The sequence below is a fragment of the Acidiphilium acidophilum genome (assembly GCF_033842475.1).
Lineage (GTDB): Bacteria > Pseudomonadota > Alphaproteobacteria > Acetobacterales > Acetobacteraceae > Acidiphilium > Acidiphilium acidophilum.
Map to the genome: position 1 here is coordinate 980,803 of NZ_JAWXYB010000018.1, position 21,488 is coordinate 1,002,290.

Genomic DNA, 21,488 nt, shown 5'->3' on the forward strand with positions numbered 1-21,488 from the left:
GTCAGAACGCCAAAGAGAGTTGCGTGCCCGGACCCGGCGGCGGGTTCGGGCGGGCGAAGGCGGCGCAGTCGAGCGGGGCGGGAGCATGGTTGAGCCCGTATTGCGCGGCGGCGCGGCGGAACCGGGCGGCCAGAAGATCGGCATAGGGGCCGGAGCCTTTGAAGCGGCTGCCGAATTTGGCATCGTTCAGCGCCCCGCCACGGGTCTGGCGGATCAGGCTGAGAACATGGCGGGCGCGCTCCGGCATGGTGCGGTGCAGCCAGTCCTCGAACAGGGCGCCGACTTCATGGGGCAGGCGTAGCAGGATTGCGCTCGCTGACCGTGCCCCGGCTTTGGCCGAGGCTTCGAGAATGGCCTCAAGCTCGGAATCGTTGACGCCGGGGATCATCGGCGCGGCGAGGACGCCGACCGGGATGCCGGCCTCGCTCAGCATCGCGACGGTCGCGAGGCGGCGAGATGGGGTGGCGGCGCGCGGTTCCATCGCGCGGGCGAGGCGTGCATCGAGCGTGGTGATCGACAGATGGACGCGAGCGAGGTTGCGCCCGGCCATGCGCGCCAGAATATCGGCATCGCGCAGCACGCCGGCGGATTTGGTGATGACGGAAACCGGATGATTGAACCGGTCCAGCACCTCGAGCACGGCGCGGGTGAGCTTCAGCTGGCGCTCGACCGGTTGGTAGGGATCGGTGTTGGAGCCGAGCACGATCGGGGCGGGGATGTAGGATTTCCGCGACAATTCGCGTTCCAGCAAGTGCGCGGCCTCGGGCTTGAAGATCAGTTTGGTTTCGAAATCGAGACCGGCTGAAAAGCCGAGATAGGCGTGGGTCGGGCGGGCGTAGCAGTAGATGCAGCCGTGCTCGCAGCCGCGATAGGGATTGAGGCCGCGATCGAACCCGAGATCGGGACTGTCGTTGTGGCTGATGATCGACCGGCTGGCATCGCGGATCAGGATGGTGTCCTGCGGCGGGGTGGGGTCGGCCAGCGTGTCCCACCCATCGTCGAACGGATCGGTGCTGGTCGCTTCGAAGCGGTTCGCCGGGTCGTGCGGCGTGCCGCGCGGCGCGAATGAGGTGTTGCGGGGGATGATCGTGCGAGAGTTCATGATACGTTCTGGATATCACACAGATTCGCATCGATGGTCAAGAACAAAAGATGAAAACCGGAACGGGAGTTTCAGCGCACCCCGGAAGGCCAGAGCACGACGCGCAGGGTTTGCAGGATGATCAGGATATCCAGCGCGATCGAGGCGTTTTTCACGTAATAGAGGTCGTAGCTCAGCTTCGAGCGGGCATCGTCGAGCGAGGCGCCGTAGGGGTAGTTGATCTGCGCCCACCCGGTCAGCCCGGCCTTGACGATGTGGCGCTCGTTATAAAGCGGCAGCTTGGCCGCGAGCTCGGTGATGAATTCCGGCCGTTCCGGGCGCGGGCCGACGAATGACATCTCACCGCGCAGGATGTTGAAGAGTTGCGGAATCTCGTCGATCCGGGTGCGACGGAGGAAATTGCCGACTTTGGTGATCCGCCGGTCGTTCGATCCGGCCCAGACCGCGCCCGCGGCTTCGGCATCGATCCGCATGGTCCGGAGCTTGAGGATGCGGAATGTGCGCATCCCCTTGGTCACCCGCGTTTGCGAATAGAACGGCCAGTGCCGGTCCTGCAGCCACACTGCGGCGATGCCGCCGAGCAGGAACGGTGATGCGGCGACCAGCAGAAGCAGGCTCACGGTAATGTCGAGCGCGCGTTTCAGCACCCGGTCGAACAGGGTGGCGGCAAACCCGTCCGAATAGAGCAGCCATGAAAGATCGAGCCGCTTGATGTCGATCCGCCGGATCTCGGATTCGAGGAAATCCATGTATTGATAGACCGGATAGCCCGCCATTTTGCAGTCGATCAGCCGGTCGAGCGCCATGCCGCGCCGCTCGTCCGGCGCGATGACGATCTGATCGGCGTGCAGTTGCCGCGCGGTGGCGAGGTAGGAAGTGGACCGCCGGATGATGCTGCGGGGATTTTCGGACTGAACCCGTGGGTCGATCAGGCCGAAGCGCTCGTCGTGGATGAAATGGACATCGTAATGCAGGTTGCGCCCTTCGTTGCGGAGCATCCACGCCAGATCCCAGGCGCGGGTGCCGGCCCCGACGACCAGAAGCCGGCGCTTGAGCAGGCCGGATTTTCGCAGCCGCAGGAAGACCAGCCGGGCGGTGACGCCGCAGCCGGTGAAGCAGATCGTGGCGGCGACGAACAAGGGATCGGGCAGGCGATGGAACCATGACGGGCGGAGGCTCGCGAGCAGCAGCACCGGAATTGTCGCGCCGATCGTGCCGATGCCGACCACGAAGGGCAGCCGCCGGATCGATCGCCGCACCGCCAGAATGACATCCCGCCGGTACAGGCCCAGCGCGTAGAGTGCAATCAGGTTGGCGACCGGGTAGAGCGCGAGGATGCCCGCGATCGTGAGATCGAGCCGGGGAATCCGGTCCGCCACGGTGAACCAGGCGGCGAACGGCCAGGCGAGCAGGATCAGCGCGGCATCGAGGCCGAACATGATCGCGCTGGAATTGAGCGGGATCGTGGTGCGGTGCGGGGCAATATTTGCGGTCGGCGGCGGGAGATCGAGTGCGTCGGGCATGGGTCCAACCATCAGGGGTTGGCGGATGATGGACCCCAATGATGAAGGAAGGCTTAATTCCGCCCGTAAGTATCCTCGTAGCGCACGATATCGTCCTCACCGAGATAGGCGCCGGACTGGACCTCGATCAGGGTGAGCGGGATCTTGCCGGGGTTTTCCATGCGGTGGATGCAGCCGAGCGGCAGATAGAGGCTCTCGTTTTCCCGGATCAGATGGGTTTCGGCATCGCGGGTCACCAGGGCGGAGCCGGCGACCACCACCCAGTGCTCGGCGCGGTGGAAATGCTTCTGCAGGGACAGTTTCGCCCCCGGCAGCACCACGATGCGCTTGACCTGGAACCGGTCGCCCTGGATCAGGCTTTCATAGAACCCCCAGGGCCGGTAGACCCGGTTATGCGCCTCGGCTTCGGGCCGTTTATCGCGCTTGAGCCGGTCGACCACGCGCTTGACGTTCTGGGTCTGGCTGCGATGGGTGACCAGAACGGCGTCCGGCGTGGTGATCACGATGACATCCTGCAGCCCGAGCACGGCGGTGATCGCGCCTTCGCTGCGGACGTAGCAATTGGTCGATTGCTCGACCACGGCATCGCCCAGGGTCGCGTTGCCGCCTTTGTCCTTGGCCGCGACATCCCAGATCGCGGCCCAGGAGCCAACATCCGACCAGCCGAGCGCGGCCGGAACGACCACGGCACGATCGGTCTTTTCGGCGATCGCGTAATCGATGCTGATATCGGGTGCGGCGGCGAAACCTTCGGCATCGAGGCGGATGAAGTCGAGGTCGGGCCGCCGGGCGTCGAACGCGATGCGGACCGCGCGGGCGACATCCGGCGCGTGGCGCTCCATTTCGGCGAGCAGGGTGCGGGCCGAGGCGACGAACATGCCGGAGTTCCAGAAATGCCGGCCATCGCCGATCAGGGTGGTGGCGGTCGCGGCATCGGGTTTTTCGACGAAGCGGGCGATGCGGAACGCGCCGTGCTGGCCGGGGAGCGGGTCGCCTTGTTCGATATAGCCGTAGCCGGTTTCCGGGCCGGTCGGGTGCATGCCGAAGGTGACGATGAAGCCTTCGCGCGCGGCGCTGGCGGCGGTGGCGAGGGCGGCGTGCAGGGCATCGGCATCGGTGATCGCGGCATCCGCCGCCATGATCCAGAGAAGCTGATCGGGGTCGGCTTCGGCGATCATCAGTGCCGCGGCGGCGATGGCGGGGGCGCTGTTGCGGCCCATCGGTTCGAGCAGGATGCGGGCCCCGGCGATGCCGGATTCGCGGAGCTGTTCGGCAACGATGAACCGATGTTCCTCGTTGGCGACCACAACGGGCGGCGCGAAGCCGGTGCCGCTGGCGCGACCGGCGGTTTCCTGCAGCATGGTCTGGGCCGAGACCAGCGGCCAGAACTGCTTGGGGTAGGCCTTGCGCGAAACCGGCCACAGCCGGGTGCCGGTGCCGCCCGAAAGGATCACCGGAACGATCGTTTCGTTGCGCGTTACAGTCTCGTCAGCCATGCAGGCCCCCTTCGGTCATGCGCGCTTCATTGCCAGCGCACGGGTTTTGCGTCCAGCATGGCGGGCGAGGGAAAATGACGAATCAGGCGGCATCGAAAGTATTTCTGGAGGATCTGACTAGCGCGGAACTGCGCGCGGCGATGACGCGGCATCCGCTGGTGCTGCTGCCGCTCGGCAGCCAGGAGGATCAGGGGGCCCATGCGCCGATGGGCGATTTCCGGCTCGCCGGGGCGATTGCCGGGCGGATCGCGGAGGCGGCCCGGGCGTTGGGGTCCGCCGTGCTGGTGGCACCGACCCTGCCGTTCGGGACGGCGGATCATTTCGGGATGGTGCCGGGCGGGCTTGCGCTGTCGCCCGCGAGTTTTCGCGCGGTGTTGCATGATCTGATCGGGGATCTGCGGCGCAACGGGCTGGAGCGGATCGTTCTGCTCAACGGCCATGGCGGGAATGTGCCGATCATTCACGAGGTGACGCTGGCGATCCGCCGCGCCGGGGGGCCGGTGATCCCTTCGGTCTATTTATGGAAGATCGCCCGGGAGCTGATGATCCGGCGGCTCGGCACCGGCGATGCCAGGTTCGGCCATGGCGGCGAGCCGCTCGCCTCGATCGGGCTGGCGCTGCGCGGCGATGCCATGCGGCCCGATTTCGCGGTGGCGCCGGCCAGAGCGGGGGTTGTGGCGGGGTATCAGGTCGCGGGGTTCGGCGCGATCCGGTTCGAGGGGATCGAGATCGACGCGCCGGTGGAATATCATGAAGTCGCGCCCAATTCCGCCGCGGGCGATGCGACCGGGGCGGATGCCGCGCTGGGGGCGGCGGTGGTGGATGATCTGGTCGCGCTCATCGCGCGGTTCTGCGTCAACGAAGCAGGACGATCATGACGCCCGCGCTGGGCGGCGTGCCGGACTGGATTCCGGTGACGCTGGCGGCGGCGATCTTTCAGGTGTGGCGCACCGCGTTGCAGGCAAGGCTGCGGGGGGTGCTGACCCCGGCGGGGGCGGGCTTCGTGCGCTATATCTATGCGCTGCCGGTCGATTACGTGTTGCTGGCGGCAGGGCTCGCGCTGACCGGGCTGGGGGTGCCGGCGTTCGGCTGGGATTTCGTGCTGCTGTGCCTCGCGGGCGGGATCGCGCAGATTTTCGGGACCAATCTGCTGATCATGGCGTTCGGCTATCGCAACTTCGTGGTCGGCACCGCCTATGCCAAGACCGAGGCGGCGCAGCTCGTGGTGTTTTCCGTGCTGATCTTCGGCGCGCATCTGCCGGTGCTCGCGATCGTCGGGATCATGCTCGCGGTCGCGGGGGTGCTGGCGCTTTCTTTCGCGGATACGGCGCTGACGCCGCGCGACCTGCTGCGCGCCTCGGTGCAGCCGGCGGCGCTGTGCGGGCTGGGTTCGGGATTCGCCTTTGCGGTGACCGCGATTTTGCTGCGCAACGCGACACTGGCGCTGCCGGTGGCAACGCCGGTGCTGCTCCGGGCGCTGCTGGTGCTGGCGGTGGCGAATTCGCTCCAGACGCTGGCGCAAGGCAGTTACATGGCGTGGCGGAGTCCGGCGGAACTGGCCTCGTGCCTGCGGCTGTGGCGGCGGGCGGCGCCGGTGGGGGCGTTATCGGCGCTGGGGTCGGGCTGCTGGTTCGCGGGGTTCGCCATGACCAATGTGGCGCTGGTGCGCGGGTTCGGGCAGATCGAAATTCTGTTCACCCTCGCGGTCGGGCATTTTTATCTCAAGGAGCGGACGCGGCGGGGCGAAAGCGTCGGGCTGGTGATGGTCGGGCTGGGCGTGGTGCTGATCGCGGCGGGCGGGATCGGGTAGCTCAGCGGTTCTGCAGGATGAAGATCGCGCGGGCGAGATCGTCTTCGGTCGTGATCTTGAAATTATCGTCGCTCGCCGGGACCATGGCGACGGCGAGGCCGGCGGCTTCGGCGATGGCCGCATCGTCGGTGAAATCCTGACGGTCCGGGTTGTCGCGGAACGCGGCGCGGTGGGCGTCGAGCAGGGGCCGGTAGTGAAATCCCTGCGGGGTCTGGGCGCGCCAGAGATCGGTGCGCTCCACCGTGCCGGTGATTTTGCCGTCGCGGCAGCGCTTGAGCGTGTCGGCGAGCGGCACGCCGGCGATGGCACCCGGAGTGTGGCGCAGGGCGGCGATCACCGCGCCGATCGTGGCACCAGCGATGAAGGGGCGGACCGCATCGTGGATCAGCACGAGGTCGGGCGGGTCGGATTCGAGGCCTTCGAGGCCGCGCCGCACCGATTCCTGGCGGGTGGCCCCGCCGAGCAGAGGTGGCGACAGATCGGCACCGGCGGTGGCCTGATGATAGAGGTCCTGATCGTCGGGATGGATCACGACACGGACGCGATCGATCGCGCCGTGGGATTGGAAGGCCGCGATGGTGTGGCGGATGATCGGCAGGTGATCGAGCAGGCGATATTGCTTGGGGATCGGGCCGCCGAGGCGTTGGCCCCGGCCACCGGCGACGATGAGGGCGGTGATCATGCTGTGGGTCTCGAACTGAGGGCGTGGCGCAGGTGGGATCGGTGGCCGGCGAGGTGGGCGCGGGCGGCGGTGGGGTCGAGATCGTGGCGGTGCATGACGAGTGCGGTTTTGACCTCGAAATCGCAGCGTTCCAGCAGGGCGCGCGCGGTTGCGGCATCGCAGCCGGCGATCGCGGCGACGATGCGGGTGGCGCGGTCGCGCAGCTTGAGGTTGGTCGCGCGGAGATCGACCATGTAGGGGCCGAAGCTCTTGCCGAGGCGGATCATGATGGTGGTGGAGAGCGCATTCAGCGCGATTTTCTGGGTGGTGCCGGCGGAAAGGCGGGTCGAGCCGGCAAGGACTTCCGCGCCGGAGGCGATGACGATGGAATGATCGACCTCGTCGGTCATGATGCCGGCACTGTTCACGATGCAGCCGGTGAGCGCGCCCGCGGCTTTGGCGTGGCTGAGGGCAGCGCGGGTGAAGGGCGTGCTGCCCGAGGCGGCAATGCCGATCAGGGCGTCGCCGGGGCCGATACCGTGGTGGGCGAGCAGCCGGGATGCGGCTTCGGTATCGTCCTCCGCCCCTTCGACCGCACCGGCGATTGCCGCATCGCCTCCGGCGATCAGGGGGATGATGATGCCCGGCGGCAGGGAGAAGGTCGGGCCGCATTCCACCGCATCGAGCACGGCGAGGCGGCCCGAGGTGCCGGCCCCGGCGTAGAACAAGCGGCCCCCTTCACGGAGTTTCAGCGCGACGGCATCGGCGAGCGTGGCGAGGGCGGGGGCGATGCGGCGCAAGGCGTGCTGGGCGTGAGCTTCCTGGGCGAACAGGAGGGCGATGATCGCCTCGCTCGGTTGCTCATCGAGATCGGTCGCCGAGGGATTGAGCGTTTCGGTCGCGGGCAGGCGGGGCTTGCGGGGTGGTGCGCTCGCGACCGGGCGGATCGGCACCCCGGCGATCCAGGTGTTCTGGACGTTGAAATCATCGTCGAGCCAGATCAGGTCGGCGCGGCATCCGGCAGCGAGGCGGCCCCGGTCGGTGAGGCCGATGGCATGGGCGGGGGCCTGGGTGGCGGCGTGGAGCGCGGCTTCGGGCGGGATGCCGGCGGCGATCAGGCGGCGGATACCCTCATCGAGGGTGATGGTCGCGCCGGTCAGGGTGCCGTCCGGGCGGCGGGCGGCACCGCCTTCGGCGATCGCGCCTGCACCGCCAAAGGCGGTCGTGCTGCCTCTCGGCAGTCCGGCGAGGCTGATCGAATCGGTCACCGCGACGGCGCGCATCCCTGTGGCGGCGAAGCCGAGGCGCAGCGCGATCGGGTCAGAGTGGACGCCATCGGCGATGAAGCAGGCGGCAAGGCGCGGATCGGTCAGGGCGACGCCGATCATCCCCGGATCGCGATGGTGGAACGGGCGCATCGCGGTGAAGACATGGGTTGCGAGGCGGGCACCGGCCTCGATCGCGCGGGTTGCGGTCGCGGCATCCGCATCGGTATGGCCGAGGGCGATGGCGATGGCCGATCGGGTCAGGCGCTCGATGGCGGCGATGGCGTGCGGCAGTTCCGGGGCGAGGGTGATCAGGCGCAGAGTGGCGCGCAGGGCGTCGGGGGCGAGCAATGTCTCCAGCGTCGGCGCGTCGGGGGTCAGCAGCCAGTCGGCGCGATGCGCGCCGCGCCGGGCGCGGGCGAGAAACGGGCCTTCGAGATGGAGTCCGGGCATTTGCGCGAGGGGTGCGGCGGTCAAGGCCCCGATCGCGGTGCGGATGCGGGCGGCGGCATCGTGCAGATCGGGGATCGGGGCGGTGATGATCGTGGGAAGGAAACTGGTGACGCCGGATTGGGCGAGGCTGCGGCAGAGATGTTCGAAACCGTCGGTATCCGCCGTCGCGCAGTCGATCCCGAAGGCGCCGTTATTGTGGAGGTCGATCAGCCCGGGGGCGAGGATGCCGTGGGGCAGGATGAGATCGGCATCGGCCGGGATATGGCCGAGCACCGCGACGATCCGGCCCGCCTCGATCACGAGTGCGCCCTCCGCCTCGAACCTTCCGTCGCGGAACAGGCGCGGCGCGGCGAGGATCATGGCTCAGGTGACGAGCATCGGGCCCAGGGGACGGCCGGCGAACAGGTGGACGTGCAGATGCGGGACTTCCTGATGACTGTCCGGCCCCATATTGGCGAGCAGGCGGTAGCCGGTATCCTCGAAGCCGAGCATGTGCGCGACATGGCCGATCGCGCGGATGAAGCCGGTGATTTCGGCCTCCGGGGCGGTCGCGGCGAAATCCGCGAAGGCGACGTAGCGGCCTTTGGGGATGACCAGGATGTGATGCGGCGCCTGGGGGTTGATGTCGTGAAAGGCGAGGGCGAATTCGTCCTCGTAGACCTTGCGGCAGGGGATGTCGCCGCGCAGGATTTTGGCGAAGATGTTGTTATCGTCATAGGGCGGTTTGCCGCTGACGCCTTGTTTCGGGGTCATGGGATTTTCCTGGTTTCAGCGATCGAGAGCAGGACGGGGCGGGCGTTTTTCTCGGCGATGCCGGAAATCGCCTCGCGGCGTTTGAGTTCGGTCCAGACATCTTCGGGGCGCAGGCTGCACGCGACCCACATGACCAGAAGATGATAGAGCACATCGGCACTTTCCGCGATCAGTGCCTCGCGGTTGCCGGCGACCGCCTCGATCAGGCATTCGACCGACTCCTCGCCGAATTTCTGGGCGACCTTGTTGATGCCGCGCGAGAGCAGCCGGGCGGAATGGCTGACCAGCGGATCGGCGGCCTGGCGCGCCACGATGGTGGACCACAGCCGGTCCAGCACCTTGGCATCGGGGGCGGCGGGATCGAGCGGCGGGACCGGCAGGATGGCGGCGAGTTTCGGCTTGCGCGCGGTCTTGACCGGTTTGGTGCCGACCGTTCTGGCTTTCGCGGGCTTGGCTTTCGCGGTTTTGGCCTTTGGTTTTGCCGCCGTCTTGCCCGTTGATTTGGTCGGTTTTTTTGCCATTGGAGTCTCCTAACGCGGGGTCGGCAGGGGGCGCACCGGCAGTCCGGCTTCGGCAAGGCTCGATTTCACTTCGGCGATGGTGAACTGGCCGAAATGGAACACGCTGGCGGCGAGCAGACCGGTGGCCCCGGCGGCGGCGCCTTCGGCGAAATGGGCGAGGGTGCCAACCCCGCCGGATGCGACGATCGGGATGGTGATCCGCGCTGCCACCGTCTTCAATAAATCGAGATCGAAGCCGGTTCCGGTGCCGTCCCGGTCCATCGAGGTCAGCAGGATTTCGCCGGCACCGCGAGCCTGCATTTCGGCGCACCATTCCACCGCGTCGATCCCGGTCGGGTTACGGCCGCCATGGGTGAAGATCGCCCAGCCATCGCCGGTACGGCGGGCATCGACCGCGACGACCACGCACTGGCTGCCGAATTTATGTGCGGCCTCGTTGATGAAATCGGGGCGCGCGATGGCAGCCGAATTGATGCTGCATTTATCCGCCCCGGCGAGCAGGAGCCGCCGCATGTCCTCGGTGCTGCGGATGCCGCCGCCGACGGTGAGGGGCAGGAACACTTTCGCGGCGGTGCGGCCGACCACGTCGATGATGGTGTCGCGGTTTTCGTGACTGGCGGTGATGTCGAGAAAGGTGAGTTCATCGGCCCCGGCGGCATCGTAGATCGCGGCCTGTTCGACCGGATCGCCCGCATCCCGCAGGGAGACGAAATTGACGCCCTTGACCACGCGGCCATCCTTGACGTCGAGACAGGGGATCACCCGCAGCTTCAGCATGCCGGTCTCAGCATGCGCGTGCCGCCGCGAGGGCGGCGGCGGCATCGATACGGCCATCGTACAGGGCGCGGCCGATGATGGTGCCGGCAAGGTTGGGCGTGCGCGACGCTGCCTCGCGCAGGGCGATGATGTCCGCGAGGCCCGCCACACCGCCGGAGGCGATCACCGGGATGGTGACGCTTCGTGCCAGCGCTTCGGTCGCTTCGAGGTTGAGGCCGGCGAGCATGCCGTCGCGCGCGATATCGGTGTGGATGATCGCGCAGATCCCGGCATCCTCCAGCCGCACGGCGAGGTCGGTTGCGCTGATGGTGGAAATCTCGGCCCAGCCTTCGGTCGCCACCATGCCGTCCGACGCGTCGATGCCGACGATGATCCGGCCGGGGAAGGCGGCGGCGGCGGTGCGGACGAGTTGGGGGTTTTTGACCGCGACGCTGCCGAGGATGATGCGGGCGATGCCGAGATCGAACCACGCCTCGATCCCGGCCATGTCGCGGATGCCGCCGCCGAGCTGGATCGGGAGCGAAACCGCCTCGCTGATCGCGCGGACCGCCGCCTGGTTGACGCCGTGGCCGGCGAAGGCGCCGTTGAGATCGACCACGTGCAGCGCCTCGAACCCGGCCTGCTGGAAGGCCCGGGCCTGGGATGCGGGATCATCGGCGTAGATCGTCGCCTGATCCATCGCGCCGCGCCGGAGCCGGACGCAGGCGCCATCCTTCAAATCGATCGCCGGGTAGAGTGTGAGGGCCATGCTCACTGGGCCCGCAGCATCTTGTAATAGAAATAGCCGGCGACGGTCCGGCCCTCGGTGCGGGCATAGGCGGGATGGGTGCCCCAGCGGAGGAACCCGGCGGCTTCGTAGAGGGCGATGGCGGCGGTCTGGGTTTCGCGGACGTCGAGGTTGAGGACCTGATAGCCGAGGGCGCGGGCGCGATCTTCGAGGCGGTGGACGATCAGCCGGGCGAGGCCGTGACCGCGCGCATAGGGGGCGACGAAATTGAGCGCGAGGGTGGCGCCGAAGGCCTGGGCCTCGTTGTTGCGCGGCGGGCGGACGAGCTGGGCCGCGCCGTAGATCGTGCCGTCCATCCGGCCCACGAACAATTCCCGTTCGGGGACCATGACCACGCCACGGAAATATTGTTCGAGCGCGGCGCGGCCCGGCGGCTTGATCCAGCCGAAGCCGCCGCCATCGATGATCGCGGCATCGGCGGCTTCGCAGAGCGCCTGCATGTCGTCATCGCCGATCACGGTGAGCCGGTCGACCGCGAGGGTTTCGGGGGGGGGCAGATCGCGGATCGGGGCGGTGTTCATGCCGGGCTCCAGCGCAGGAAATTACCGAGTATCGTCAATCCGACCTCCTGGCTCTTTTCGACGTGAAACTGGGTGCCGGCGCGGTTGCCGGTCGCGACCATCGCCGCCACCGGGCCGCCATAGTCGGTGGTGGCGATCACCGGTGGTGAGGCGATGCGGTCGAGCGCGTAGGAATGGACGAAATAGGCGTGATCGCCGGGGTTGAGCCCGTCGAGCAGCGGGTGGGCGCCCGGGGTGAAGTGGAGTTCGTTCCAGCCCATGTGCGGCAGGCGCAGACCTTCGGCGCGCATCGGTGCGATATCACCGGCGATCCAGCCGAAACCGGGGGTGATCCGGTGTTCGAGGCCGCGCGCGGCCATCAGTTGCATGCCGACGCAGATGCCGAGGAACGGCGCGCCGGCATCGACCCGGCGGTGCATGGAATCGGCAAGGCCGGGGCGGGCGGCGAGGCCGGCGGCGCAATCGGCGAAGGCACCCTGGCCGGGCAGGACGATGCGGTCGGCGGCGGCGATTTCGTCCGGGCGGTCGGTGATGGCGACAATGGCGGCGATGCCGAGGCGGGTGGCCGCGAGTTCGAGACCGCGCGCGGCGGAGGCGAGGTTGCCGCTGCCATAGTCGATTACCGCAATTCTCACAGCACGCCTTTGGTCGAGGGGATCGCGCCCGCCGCGCGGGGGTCGGGTGCGACCGCCATGCGCAGGGCGCGGGCGACCGATTTGAACGCGGCTTCGGCGACGTGATGGGCGTTGTGCCCGGCGCGCAGGCGGATGTGCAGAGCGAACTGGCCGTTGGCGGCAAGGGATTGGAAGAATTCCTGGACGAGTTGGGTGTCCATGTCACCGAGCATCGGGCGTTCGAAGGGCACCTCGAAGCCGAGATAGCCCCGGCCCGAGAGGTCGATCGCGGCTTCGCACAGGGCTTCGTCCATCGGGATCACCGCATGGCCGAAGCGGGTGATGCCGCGTTTGTCGCCGATCGCCTCGCGGATCGCCTGGCCGAGCACGATGCCGACATCCTCCACGGTGTGATGGGCATCGATGTGCAGATCGCCTTCCGCCGAAATGTCGAGGTCGAACATCGCGTGGCGGCCCAAAGCGGTCAGCATGTGGTCGAAGAAGCCGATTCCGGTGGCGATTTCGGTGCGGCCGGACCCGTCGAGATCGAGCAGGAGCTCGATTGCGGTTTCCGAGGTTTTGCGGGTCAGCGTGGCGGTGCGATTCATTCGGGCTGCCTAGCCCAAATCGGCATCATCGCCAATGTGCCGTGGGATCGGGTTGGGCGGACTTTCATGATCTTGTCGTTTCGCGCATAATTACGCCATGCTGGACAAGAATTTCGACCCGACTGCTTTCGAAGCACGGCTTTACGACACCTGGGAAGGCGAGGGCGCTTTTGCGGCCGATCCGGCGCGCAATGCGAAGCCGTTCACGATCATGATCCCGCCGCCCAATGTGACCGGGCGGCTGCATGTGGGTCATGCGCTGACCATGACGCTGCAGGACGTGCTGATCCGGTTTCAGCGGATGAACGGGCGCGATGCGCTGTGGCAGCCCGGCACCGATCATGCCGGGATCGCGACGCAACTGATGGTCGAGCGCGATTTGCAGAGCGAGGGCAGCAGCCGCAAGGAGATCGGGCGCGAGGCGTTTCTCGAACGGGTCTGGCGCTGGAAAGAGGAGCAGGGCGGGGCGATCACGAAGCAGTTGCGCCGGCTGGGGGCCTCGCCCGACTGGTCGCGCGAGCGGTTCACCATGGACGAGGGATTGACCCGTGCGGTGCGGACGATTTTCGTCCGGCTGTTCAATGACGGGCTCATCTACCGGGCCAAGCGGCTGGTGAACTGGGACCCGGCGTTCGGCTCGGCGATTTCGGACCTCGAAGTCGAGATGCGCGAGGTCAAGGGGCATTTGTGGCATCTGCGCTATCCGGTCGAGGGTAGCGACGAGGTGATCATTGTGGCGACCACGCGGCCCGAGACCATGCTGGGGGATACGGCCGTGGCGGTGCATCCGGGCGATGAGCGCTATGCCGCGCTGGTCGGGCGGACCGTGATCCAGCCGATCACCGGGCGGCGGTTTCCGATCATTGCCGATGAGTATTCCGACCCGGAAAAAGGCACCGGGGCGGTGAAGATCACGCCGGCGCATGATTTCAACGATTTCGCGGTGGGGCAGCGGCATGGGCTGGCGACACCCTCGATTTTCGATCGGGCGGCGCGGGTGACGCTGGCCGAGGTGCGCGACGGGGCGAACCCGCCCGATCCGATGTTTTTCCAGAGTCTGGAAGGGCTCGACCGGTTTGCGGCGCGGCAGGAGATCGTGGCGCATCTCGATGCGATCGGAGCGCTGGAGAAGGTCGAGCCGCATACCCACACCGTGCCGCAGGCGGAACGGGGCGATACCGTGATCGAGCCGCTGCTGACCGAGCAGTGGTTCTGCAATGCCGAGGTGCTGGCCAAACCGGCGATCGCCGCGGTGGAGGAGGGCCGGATCGAATTCGTACCCAAGCAGTGGGAGAACACGTATTTCGCCTGGATGCGGAATATCCAGCCCTGGTGCATTTCGCGGCAGTTATGGTGGGGGCATCGGATTCCGGCGTGGTACGGGCCGGAGGGGATGATTTTCGTGGCCGAGTCCGAGGCCGAGGCGCATCGCGATGCCGAGGAGCATTTCGGCCACAAGGTTGAGTTGCGGCAGGACGAGGACGTGCTGGATACCTGGTTCAGCTCGGCTCTGTGGCCGTTCTCGACGCTGGGGTGGCCGGAATCGACGCCGGAACTTGCGAAATACTATCCGGGGGATGTGCTGGTCACCGGGTTCGACATCATTTTCTTCTGGGTCGCCCGGATGGTGATGATGGGGCTGTACGTGATGGGCGAGGTGCCGTTCCGCACCGTGATGATGAACGGGCTGGTGCGCGACGAGCGCGGCCAGAAAATGAGCAAGACCAAGGGCAATGTGGTCGATCCGATCACGCTGATCGAGGATTATGGCGCCGATGCGCTGCGCTATACCGTGAGTGCACAGAGCGGGGCGGGGCGGTCGATCAAGCTGGGGCCGACCGTGGTGGCGGCGAACCGGAGTTTCATTACCAAGATCTGGAATGCGGCGCGGTTCTGCGAGATGAATGCGTGCCAGCCCGATCCGGCGTTTCGGCCCGAGGCGGCGCGGCTGGCCTTGTCGCGCTGGATTCTGGATGCGGCCAACCGGGCGGTGATCGAGGCGACGGGGGCGCTGGAGGCGTATCGGGTCGCGGAGTATGCGCAGGTTTGTTACCGGTTCACCTGGGGTGATTTCTGCGACTGGTTCCTCGAACTGGCCAAGCCGGGGCTTGCGGGCGAGGATGCCGACGCTGTGGAACGCAGGGCGGTCGCGGCGCATGTGCTCGGGGTGTTGCTGCGGTTGCTGCATCCGATGATCCCGTTCGTGACCGAAGCATTGTGGGATGAGTTGGGGTATGGCGCGGTGGGGTCGTTGATCCGGGAACCGTGGCCGGAGCGCGAGGTGGTGAGCGAGGCGGCGGCGGCGCGGGACGAGGTTTCGTGGGTGATTGCCGCGATTTCGGAAATCCGGGCGGTGCGCAGCGAGATGAACGTGCCGGCGGCGACGCGGATTCCGATTTTGATCCGCGATGCTTCGGAGGAGACGCTGGCGCGGGCGGGGCGGTGGCGCGAGGAGATTGCGCGGTTGGCCCGGATTTCCAGCCTGGAGGCATTGCAGGGTGACATGCCGCATGGGGCGGCGCAGGCGATTCTGGGCGAGGCGACGCTGATTCTGCCGCTGGCCGATATCATCGATCTGGCGGCGGAGCGGAAGCGGCTTGCGAGCACGCGGGCGAAGACGGCGAGCGATGCCGAGAAGATTGCGCGCAAGCTGGAGAATCAGGATTTCGTCAGCAAGGCGCCGGAAGATATCATTGTGGAGAACCGGGACCGGCTGGAAGCGGCGCATGCGGAACTGGCCCGGTTGGACGCCGCGCTATCTAGAATAGGTTAGAGTTTTTTCGCGTTTTTTGTAACTCGGTTTTGTCGCGGCGTATTTTGTTATGATTTCGTAACGAAGTGGGCGTGGTTAGGCGCGGCGGGTCAGGCGGGTTTTTTGGCGGGGCCGGGCCAGCGGTGGGACCATGAATTCCAGCAGGGCGTGTCGTAGATGCCGACCAGGGTGAAGCCGTAGTCGCGGGGTTTGCGGGGTTTGGGCGGTTGGGGTGGTTTCGGTTCCGGGACGGGTTTGGGGAGTTGCAGCCATGAGGGCGGGGCGATGCCGAACATGCGGCAGAGCGAGCGCAACGTGGGGGTGGATTTCGGGGTTTGGGCGATGAGGTCGGCGGTGGCTTCGGCGGCGAGGAGGGCGGTGAGCGCGGCGGTGGCGGCGGCGATGTCGTCGGCGGCGTCCGGCAGATAGCGCGGGGTGAGGTGCTGCAGCCAGGCGGGGCAGCGCATGATCATGCCCGGAGTGGTGTTGGGGTTGGGGCGTGGGCGCGGCGGGACGGGTTTGGGCGCTGGGCTGGGTGTGGGTTTGGGTGTGGGTCCGGGTTGGGTGCCGGAGGAGGTGATGGCGCGGGTGAGGCGGCGGATGAAGAAGTCGAGGTGGCGGAGGAGGATTTCGACCGTGAAGTCCGACATGGTGGGGCTGGGGGTTTTGCGCGCGACGCTGACCACGAGATCCCGCAGGATCCGGACGAACTGGGCGACGGGGTGGTGGGGGTGAGTGGGCGCGATGCTGGACACCCTCGCTATTAATCACATGGGGTGGGGGGTGAGAAAGCGGGGATTTCGGCGGTGGCGTCCCGGGTGGCGGGAGGGCGCTCAGATCGGTTTGCCGGCGCTGCGGTGCCAAGTTTCGGCCATGAGCGTGTTGCTCGGCAGGGACGTGTCGAGGACTTTTCGGGCGGTTTCGGCGCCGGCGACCGGGAGGCCGGTGGGGTCGAGCAGGCCGAGCTGGACCAGGACGGAGGCCTGATCCCAGTAGATGTGCTCGTGGGCGAGTTTGCCGTCGCGGAAATGGATGATTGCGACCAGGGGGATTTCGACGGTGCGCCCGGTGGGCGGGATGCCGGGGAGCATCCAGTCGATCGCCGAGGTGTGGGTGAAGCTGAAGATCATTTCATCGACGATCCGGTCGGGGCCGATGGTGCGGCTGACCGGGATCATGCGGGTATCGGGCGGGTTGCCGCCGATGAAATGGTATTTGTAGAAGCGCTTGAGCTGGTCGTGGCCGACCCCGCCGGTCATGGTCGGGATGTGGTTGACGTAGGGCTCGGCCACCATGGTCGCCATCGTGGCATCGACATCGCGGGTCTCGAATTCGTGGCGGCAGTGCTCTTCCCACAGGGCTTCGAGGTTATGGTCGGCCATTGCCGGTGTCTCCGTCGGTTGGGTGGTGACGATCCCCTGCGTCACGCGCCGAATAAATGCAAGACGATTTCGCGCCGGTTGGGGTGGCGGCGGTGTTCGAACAGATAGAGCGCCTGCCATGTGCCGAAAACCGGGCGGCCGGCTGCGACCGGGATGCTGATCTGGGTTTGCGTCAGCATCGTGCGGAGATGGGCGGGCATGTCGTCGGGGCCTTCGTCCTCATGGGCGTAGCGGCCGGTGGCTTCGGGCACGAGTGCCTCGAAGAAACGCAGGATATCGGCGCGGACGGTGGGATCGGCGTTTTCCTGCACCGTGAGCGAGGCCGAGGTGTGACGGCACCAGACCGTCAGGAGGCCGGTTGCGATGCCCTGGGTTGCGGTCCACTCGATGATCGGGCGGGTGAGGTCGGTCAGGCCTTTGCCCGTGGTCGCGATGGTCAGTTGGTGCAGGGCCTGTTTCATGCCCGGGACCGTTCTGCGATCGACGGGCTGGCGGCGCGGGCGGGGGAGGGTTTGGCGACATTCCGCTTGCTGAGCGGAGGTTTGCGATCGGCCAAGCGCTTGTCCCCAGGCTTATCCCGGATTTTGTGGATAACTTCCCGGTGGGGATAAGTCGCTCCGGTGGGGGCGGTGGCGGGTTGATTCGTTGAACAGGACGGCATGGAGCAGGGCGGCATGGTGCGGGGATCGTACCAGATACCGGCGCTCGGCGGAACGGTGGGGCGATTCTGGTGCGGCGGGGGGGGGGGGGGGTGGCGCGCCCTTCAGGAGATGATCGGGGGGGTGACGTTGCTGGCGGTGGTGATCGAACTGCCGAAGCCCATGAAGCGCAGGGTCGATCCGTCGCTGAGCTGGACGACCGAGGCGATGCCGATGGTGCCCGGGCTCAGGGCGATCAGCCCGGCGGAGGTGGAGGTGACGGTGATGCCCGGTGCGATGTCGAGTTGATCCGCTGCGGTCCAGCCCTGGATGATCGTCACTGATCCTTTCGCGGCTGGGTCGCCTGCAAAGATGGTGTTGGCAGCACCGGTCGTGATGAGGTTCGACCCGGCACCGAGCACGAAGGAATTGGCTCCGGCGGCGCCGGTCATGGACGTGGTGCCGCCCGGGACCGTGGAGCCGACCAGGGTGGTGGCGCCGCCCATCGCGGTGAGGCTTTCATTGCCGCCCGCGCCGGCGACGAGGAGGTTGAGGCCCGCGTGTCCGCCGGTCAGTGTGTTGTCGGTGCCCGCGCCGAACAGGGTGGCCGCGCCCGCGCCGCCGGAGAGATTGTTGTTTCCGTTGGTGCCGCCCTGCACGACCGAGGCGCCGGAGCCGCCGATGAAGGAGACCGAGCCGGAGCCGTTGTTGAAGCTGGTCGAGGTGCCGCCGCGCATGGTGACGTCGGCGTTCGAGCCGTAGATGGTGCTGGCGCCGGATGCCTCGATGGTGTCGCTGCCGTTCGAGGTGAAGGCGATATTGGTCGGGCCCGTGAAGGTGAGGCTGTTGTTGCCGCCGGCGAGATCGACGAAGCCGGAGCCGGAGGTCGTGACCTGATCGCCGCCTTCGATGATGTTGTTGGCGTTGCTGGTGATCATGACGCTGTCATTCGCGGCTGAGTTGCCGAGGATGACGCTGGCGGTGCCGCTGGCGGTGACGGCACCATCGGTCATCTGGCCGCGGACGATGCCGCTGGAGGCGGTGACGGTGTTGTTCGAGCCGTTGGTCATGACATAGGTGGTGCCGTTGCCGACAGTCATGGTTCCGTCGGTGCCGTAGAGGTAGACGATCGGCGCGTTTGAGACCGAGACCGTGTTGTGGGTGCCGAAATCGGCCACGGCGGCGCCGGTGGAGGAGACCGTGTCGTTGCCGCCGAGAATTTCGACGCCGCCGGCGCTGCCGACCGTAAGCTGGTCGTTCGAGCCGAAGATGTTGATGTGCGACGGATCGCCGGTGACGCCGGAGGCCATGATGGTGTCGGCTGAGCCGCCGATATTGGCGGTCTGGTCGAGGCCGGCGATGGTGATGAGCGCGCCGGTCGCCGCGGTGCCGAGGCCGAGATAGCTGTTGTCCCCGGTGAGGGAGACGATCGCGCCGGCGGTTCGGACCGTGAGGGTGGTGGCGCTGCCGCTCGCCATGACCGTATCGGTGCCGCCGGTCATCAGGATGTCGTTTCCGGAACCGGTGACGTCGAGCGTCGAGCTTGCGGCGACCGAGACCGAATTGCCGGTTCCGCCGATATCGAGAATGTCCTGTCCGGCGAGGGTGACAAAGGCCCCGCTTTCGGTGGCGGCGAGGTTGATCGTCGAGTTGCCGGTGACGGAGATCATGTCGGTGAAGGCGCCCGCGCCGATGCCGGCGACGTTGATCAGGTCGGTTCCGCCGGAGGTGATGGTGGCGCCGACGAGGGCGCCGGTCACGTTGATCGTGTTGGTGGTTCCGGGGTCTGTCGTGATGTTGTCGTAGGTATAGCCGGACGGGCTGAGCGAGGCGGGGGCATCGGACAGGTTGAGCGTATTTTTGCCGCTGCCGACGACGATCTGGGTGTTGATGTTCGAGACGTTCAGGGTGCTCGACGTGCCGCCGGCATAGATCGAGGTCTGGCCCGGCCTGGTCTGCACGAGATTATCCGTGATGTTGGTGCCGGAGGCGAGGATCAGGAAGCCGTTTTCGGCGATGGACCCATCGAGCGTCAGGGTTGCGGGATCGGTGACGATGAGGCCGGCAAAGGCACCGCCTGCGCCGCTGAAGGCGGGCAGGGACAGGGTGCCGCTGGCGGTGCCGGTGATCTCTTCGAAATAGCCGGTCGAAGCCGTGGTGCCCGGCGCGGCGATGCTGGTGTCGATGACGCCGGAGCCGGTGTCGAGCGTGCCGACCGCGACGCCGACATAGGGGTTCGGCGACAGGATCAGGGTGGTGATGTCGTTGGTGAGCAGGGTTTGGACCGACGGGGCGAGGGGGCTGGCGATCGAGAACGTATCGGTGATCTCGGACGATGCGACGAAAGAGATCTGCGAACCGGACATTTTCCTATTCCTTAAAGCTTCAATGACTTTTTATACATGTTTGGCATCAAAATCTAGAAGCAGTCTGGAATATGATCCGAAAAATCGGATAGGCGTTACGCGCCTGTCGGGGGCGAGGCGTTCGACGCCATTTCGCCCCCGATAGTCTTACGAATGAAAGTTTTTTGCTTCTTTTTTACAAAAAAGAAGCGCTGCGCTTTCTTTGGTTTTTATCACCCCACCACGCGCCGGGATTTCCAGTCGAATTTGAGGGTGTCGCGCAGGCGGGGTGGGGTTCGGTAGGGTTCCTGTGGGCGGGGGACGGTGTAGGTGCGGATGGTGATGATTTCGGGGTCGATTTCGAGGCGGAGGAAGCCGAAGCGGTCGTCGATATAGGCGTCGAGGGTGACGTTGGGCTGGTCGGGCGGGGTCAGGGGGACGGTGGGGGGTTGGCCATCGACCGATTGCATGCGCGAGAGGTTGTGATAGCCGCCGAAGCCCGCGACGATGAAGGGTTTGGCGCTGCCGTCTGTCTCGGTGATGGTGAAGCGCTGGTAGTTATGGACGTGGCCGGCGAAGACCATGTGGGCCTGGCGGCCCGAGGCGGTTTCGGCTTCGGTGAGGACCTCCTGCATGACTTTGCTGCCGGAATTATAGGCATCGAGCGAGTGGATCGGGTGGTGCATCGCGACGATGATGGGTTTGTCGGTGGCGGCGGCCTGGAGTTCGCCGGCGAACCAGTCGCGCTGGTCCTGTTGGACGACGCCGCCTTCGGGGACGTTGTCGTAGAGGCCGATGAAGGTGGCGTAGGGGGTTTCGAGGGTGAAGTAGCAGTTCGGCTGGGTCATCGCGGTGCGCGGGATGTCCATGGCTTCGGGCGTGTGGGTGCCGGGGGTGGCGGCGCAGAAATTCTGCATGAAGGCGGTGAGGGAGGGGACGTTATCGACGATGACGCCGTTATCGTAGATGTCGCCATCGTGGTTGCCGGGGACGCCGAGGATGGGCAGGGGGTAGTATTCGTAGGGCAGGTAGAACTGGGGGTAGTAGCGGCTCGCCTGACCGTCGAAATAGATCACGTCGCCGCAATGGTAGGCGAAGGCGGGTTTGCCGTAGGGGCCGGTGATGGCGGCATCGGTGATCATGCCGGCGGCGACGAGTTCCTGGGGGGTGGGGTCGAGCACGCCGCCGGTATCGGCGATGAGGTGCAGGGCCATGCCGCCGGCTTTTTTCATGGCGGCGACCTGATCGGGGATGATGCTGGCGAGGTCGAGCCGGTAGGGGGCTTCGCCGGTCGGCGGGGGCAGGGGCTGGAAGCCGGCGCCTTCGCTGAGCGGGGCGAGTTGGGAGTGCAGGCCGTGATGTTCGGCGATCGGGGTGCCGAAACGGTGGGGGTTGGGTTTGCCGTGGTGATGTTTTGTCATGCCGCCCTCTGAATTGGTGGGACCGATGGGTTAGCGCGCCGGGTGGGGGGTGAGAAAGA

Annotated in this window: 20 protein-coding genes; 3 read left to right on the forward strand and 17 right to left on the reverse strand. The window is 66.6% G+C overall.

The genetic code is table 11. The annotated features are described in order from the left end of the window. Position 1: 1 nt before the first annotated feature. From SIL87_RS07355 to SIL87_RS07365, 3 genes are all read right to left on the reverse strand, one after another. The gene (locus SIL87_RS07355) at positions 2-1,102 is read right to left on the reverse strand and encodes a PA0069 family radical SAM protein (RefSeq protein WP_319613527.1); all 1,101 of its coding nucleotides are present in this window, start codon (positions 1,100-1,102) and stop codon (positions 2-4) included. Positions 1,103-1,173: 71 nt separating this feature from the next. Then, positions 1,174-2,625 carry a TIGR03013 family XrtA/PEP-CTERM system glycosyltransferase gene (locus SIL87_RS07360; protein ID WP_319613528.1) on the reverse strand — a complete coding sequence of 484 codons (1,452 nt, stop codon included), beginning with the start codon at positions 2,623-2,625 and terminating at the stop codon, positions 1,174-1,176. 53 nt (positions 2,626-2,678) lie between these two features. After that, positions 2,679-4,121 (reverse strand): mannose-1-phosphate guanylyltransferase/mannose-6-phosphate isomerase, encoded by a 1,443-nt coding sequence (locus SIL87_RS07365; RefSeq protein WP_319613529.1) that lies wholly within the window; start codon positions 4,119-4,121, stop codon positions 2,679-2,681. Positions 4,122-4,195: 74 nt separating this feature from the next. On the opposite strand from SIL87_RS07365, the gene SIL87_RS07370 reads away from it, so the two are divergent. Next, positions 4,196-4,999: a creatininase family protein gene (locus SIL87_RS07370; protein ID WP_319613530.1), complete on the forward strand. Its 804-nt coding sequence runs from the start codon at positions 4,196-4,198 to the stop codon at positions 4,997-4,999. After that, entirely contained in the window at positions 4,996-5,931 is a 936-nt protein-coding gene (locus tag SIL87_RS07375; RefSeq protein WP_319613531.1) for an EamA family transporter, read from the forward strand. Before SIL87_RS07370 ends, SIL87_RS07375 begins: the two co-directional genes overlap by 4 nt. A gap of 1 nt (position 5,932) precedes the next feature. Here the strand turns inward: SIL87_RS07375 and ispD are convergent, their stop codons facing one another. Genes ispD through hisB form a run of 9 tightly spaced genes read right to left on the reverse strand, consistent with a single transcriptional unit; the run spans position 5,933 to position 12,891 of the window. Then, positions 5,933-6,613, reverse strand: a complete 681-nt coding sequence (gene ispD, locus SIL87_RS07380) for a 2-C-methyl-D-erythritol 4-phosphate cytidylyltransferase (protein ID WP_319613532.1) — start codon at positions 6,611-6,613, stop codon at positions 5,933-5,935. Next, positions 6,610-8,670 carry an N-acetylglucosamine-6-phosphate deacetylase gene (gene nagA / locus SIL87_RS07385; RefSeq protein ID WP_319613533.1) on the reverse strand — a complete coding sequence of 687 codons (2,061 nt, stop codon included), beginning with the start codon at positions 8,668-8,670 and terminating at the stop codon, positions 6,610-6,612. Before nagA ends, ispD begins: the two co-directional genes overlap by 4 nt. Positions 8,671-8,673: 3 nt before the next feature. Then, entirely contained in the window at positions 8,674-9,063 is a 390-nt protein-coding gene (locus tag SIL87_RS07390) for a histidine triad nucleotide-binding protein (protein ID WP_319613534.1), read from the reverse strand. Further along, positions 9,060-9,584 (reverse strand): phosphoribosyl-ATP diphosphatase, encoded by a 525-nt coding sequence (locus SIL87_RS07395; RefSeq protein ID WP_319613535.1) that lies wholly within the window; start codon positions 9,582-9,584, stop codon positions 9,060-9,062. The genes SIL87_RS07390 and SIL87_RS07395 overlap by 4 nt, the downstream gene beginning before the upstream one ends. A 9-nt stretch (positions 9,585-9,593) precedes the next feature. Then, positions 9,594-10,361 (reverse strand): imidazole glycerol phosphate synthase subunit HisF, encoded by a 768-nt coding sequence (gene hisF / locus SIL87_RS07400; protein ID WP_319613536.1) that lies wholly within the window; start codon positions 10,359-10,361, stop codon positions 9,594-9,596. 7 nt (positions 10,362-10,368) lie between these two features. Continuing rightward, a complete protein-coding gene (gene hisA, locus SIL87_RS07405) occupies positions 10,369-11,109 on the reverse strand; it encodes a 1-(5-phosphoribosyl)-5-[(5-phosphoribosylamino)methylideneamino]imidazole-4-carboxamide isomerase (RefSeq protein ID WP_319613537.1) in 741 nt (246 codons plus the stop codon). Positions 11,110-11,111: 2 nt separating this feature from the next. Continuing rightward, the gene (locus SIL87_RS07410) at positions 11,112-11,669 is read right to left on the reverse strand and encodes a GNAT family N-acetyltransferase (RefSeq protein WP_319613538.1); all 558 of its coding nucleotides are present in this window, start codon (positions 11,667-11,669) and stop codon (positions 11,112-11,114) included. Beyond that, positions 11,666-12,304 carry an imidazole glycerol phosphate synthase subunit HisH gene (gene hisH, locus SIL87_RS07415; RefSeq protein ID WP_319613539.1) on the reverse strand — a complete coding sequence of 213 codons (639 nt, stop codon included), beginning with the start codon at positions 12,302-12,304 and terminating at the stop codon, positions 11,666-11,668. Before hisH ends, SIL87_RS07410 begins: the two co-directional genes overlap by 4 nt. Further along, positions 12,301-12,891: an imidazoleglycerol-phosphate dehydratase HisB gene (hisB, locus tag SIL87_RS07420; RefSeq protein WP_319613541.1), complete on the reverse strand. Its 591-nt coding sequence runs from the start codon at positions 12,889-12,891 to the stop codon at positions 12,301-12,303. Before hisB ends, hisH begins: the two co-directional genes overlap by 4 nt. A 97-nt stretch (positions 12,892-12,988) precedes the next feature. Here hisB and SIL87_RS07425 point away from each other — a divergent pair, with 97 nt between their 5' ends. After that, a complete protein-coding gene (locus SIL87_RS07425; protein WP_319613542.1) occupies positions 12,989-15,664 on the forward strand; it encodes a valine--tRNA ligase in 2,676 nt (891 codons plus the stop codon). A gap of 89 nt (positions 15,665-15,753) precedes the next feature. On the opposite strand, the gene SIL87_RS07430 is transcribed toward SIL87_RS07425, so the two are convergent. From SIL87_RS07430 to SIL87_RS07450, 5 genes are all read right to left on the reverse strand, one after another. Further along, positions 15,754-16,398, reverse strand: a complete 645-nt coding sequence (locus SIL87_RS07430) for a hypothetical protein (RefSeq protein WP_319613543.1) — start codon at positions 16,396-16,398, stop codon at positions 15,754-15,756. A gap of 78 nt (positions 16,399-16,476) precedes the next feature. Then, positions 16,477-17,025, reverse strand: a complete 549-nt coding sequence (locus tag SIL87_RS07435) for an ester cyclase (RefSeq protein WP_319613544.1) — start codon at positions 17,023-17,025, stop codon at positions 16,477-16,479. 41 nt (positions 17,026-17,066) lie between these two features. Further along, positions 17,067-17,486, reverse strand: coding sequence for a secondary thiamine-phosphate synthase enzyme YjbQ (locus tag SIL87_RS07440; protein ID WP_319613545.1), 420 nt, complete (start codon positions 17,484-17,486; stop codon positions 17,067-17,069). A gap of 302 nt (positions 17,487-17,788) precedes the next feature. Beyond that, complete coding sequence (locus SIL87_RS07445) at positions 17,789-20,029, reverse strand: beta strand repeat-containing protein (protein ID WP_319613546.1); 2,241 nt, start codon at positions 20,027-20,029, stop codon at positions 17,789-17,791. 212 nt (positions 20,030-20,241) lie between these two features. Further along, a complete protein-coding gene (locus SIL87_RS07450; protein ID WP_319613547.1) occupies positions 20,242-21,429 on the reverse strand; it encodes a metallophosphoesterase family protein in 1,188 nt (395 codons plus the stop codon). Positions 21,430-21,488 lie beyond the last annotated feature (59 nt).

What these genes read in the sequence shown, in the direction of transcription:
- SIL87_RS07355 (WP_319613527.1), bottom strand. Translation starts at nt 1,102, where the DNA reads ATGAACTCTCGCACGATCATCCCCCGCAACACCTCATTCGCGCCGCGC.
- SIL87_RS07360 (WP_319613528.1), bottom strand. Translation starts at nt 2,625, where the DNA reads ATGCCCGACGCACTCGATCTCCCGCCGCCGACCGCAAATATTGCCCCG.
- SIL87_RS07365 (WP_319613529.1), bottom strand. Translation starts at nt 4,121, where the DNA reads ATGGCTGACGAGACTGTAACGCGCAACGAAACGATCGTTCCGGTGATC.
- SIL87_RS07370 (WP_319613530.1), top strand. Translation starts at nt 4,196, where the DNA reads ATGACGAATCAGGCGGCATCGAAAGTATTTCTGGAGGATCTGACTAGC.
- SIL87_RS07375 (WP_319613531.1), top strand. Translation starts at nt 4,996, where the DNA reads ATGACGCCCGCGCTGGGCGGCGTGCCGGACTGGATTCCGGTGACGCTG.
- ispD (WP_319613532.1), bottom strand. Translation starts at nt 6,613, where the DNA reads ATGATCACCGCCCTCATCGTCGCCGGTGGCCGGGGCCAACGCCTCGGC.
- nagA (WP_319613533.1), bottom strand. Translation starts at nt 8,670, where the DNA reads ATGATCCTCGCCGCGCCGCGCCTGTTCCGCGACGGAAGGTTCGAGGCG.
- SIL87_RS07390 (WP_319613534.1), bottom strand. Translation starts at nt 9,063, where the DNA reads ATGACCCCGAAACAAGGCGTCAGCGGCAAACCGCCCTATGACGATAAC.
- SIL87_RS07395 (WP_319613535.1), bottom strand. Translation starts at nt 9,584, where the DNA reads ATGGCAAAAAAACCGACCAAATCAACGGGCAAGACGGCGGCAAAACCA.
- hisF (WP_319613536.1), bottom strand. Translation starts at nt 10,361, where the DNA reads ATGCTGAAGCTGCGGGTGATCCCCTGTCTCGACGTCAAGGATGGCCGC.
- hisA (WP_319613537.1), bottom strand. Translation starts at nt 11,109, where the DNA reads ATGGCCCTCACACTCTACCCGGCGATCGATTTGAAGGATGGCGCCTGC.
- SIL87_RS07410 (WP_319613538.1), bottom strand. Translation starts at nt 11,669, where the DNA reads ATGAACACCGCCCCGATCCGCGATCTGCCCCCCCCCGAAACCCTCGCG.
- hisB (WP_319613541.1), bottom strand. Translation starts at nt 12,891, where the DNA reads ATGAATCGCACCGCCACGCTGACCCGCAAAACCTCGGAAACCGCAATC.
- SIL87_RS07425 (WP_319613542.1), top strand. Translation starts at nt 12,989, where the DNA reads ATGCTGGACAAGAATTTCGACCCGACTGCTTTCGAAGCACGGCTTTAC.
- SIL87_RS07435 (WP_319613544.1), bottom strand. Translation starts at nt 17,025, where the DNA reads ATGGCCGACCATAACCTCGAAGCCCTGTGGGAAGAGCACTGCCGCCAC.
- SIL87_RS07440 (WP_319613545.1), bottom strand. Translation starts at nt 17,486, where the DNA reads ATGAAACAGGCCCTGCACCAACTGACCATCGCGACCACGGGCAAAGGC.
- SIL87_RS07445 (WP_319613546.1), bottom strand. Translation starts at nt 20,029, where the DNA reads ATGTCCGGTTCGCAGATCTCTTTCGTCGCATCGTCCGAGATCACCGAT.
- SIL87_RS07450 (WP_319613547.1), bottom strand. Translation starts at nt 21,429, where the DNA reads ATGACAAAACATCACCACGGCAAACCCAACCCCCACCGTTTCGGCACC.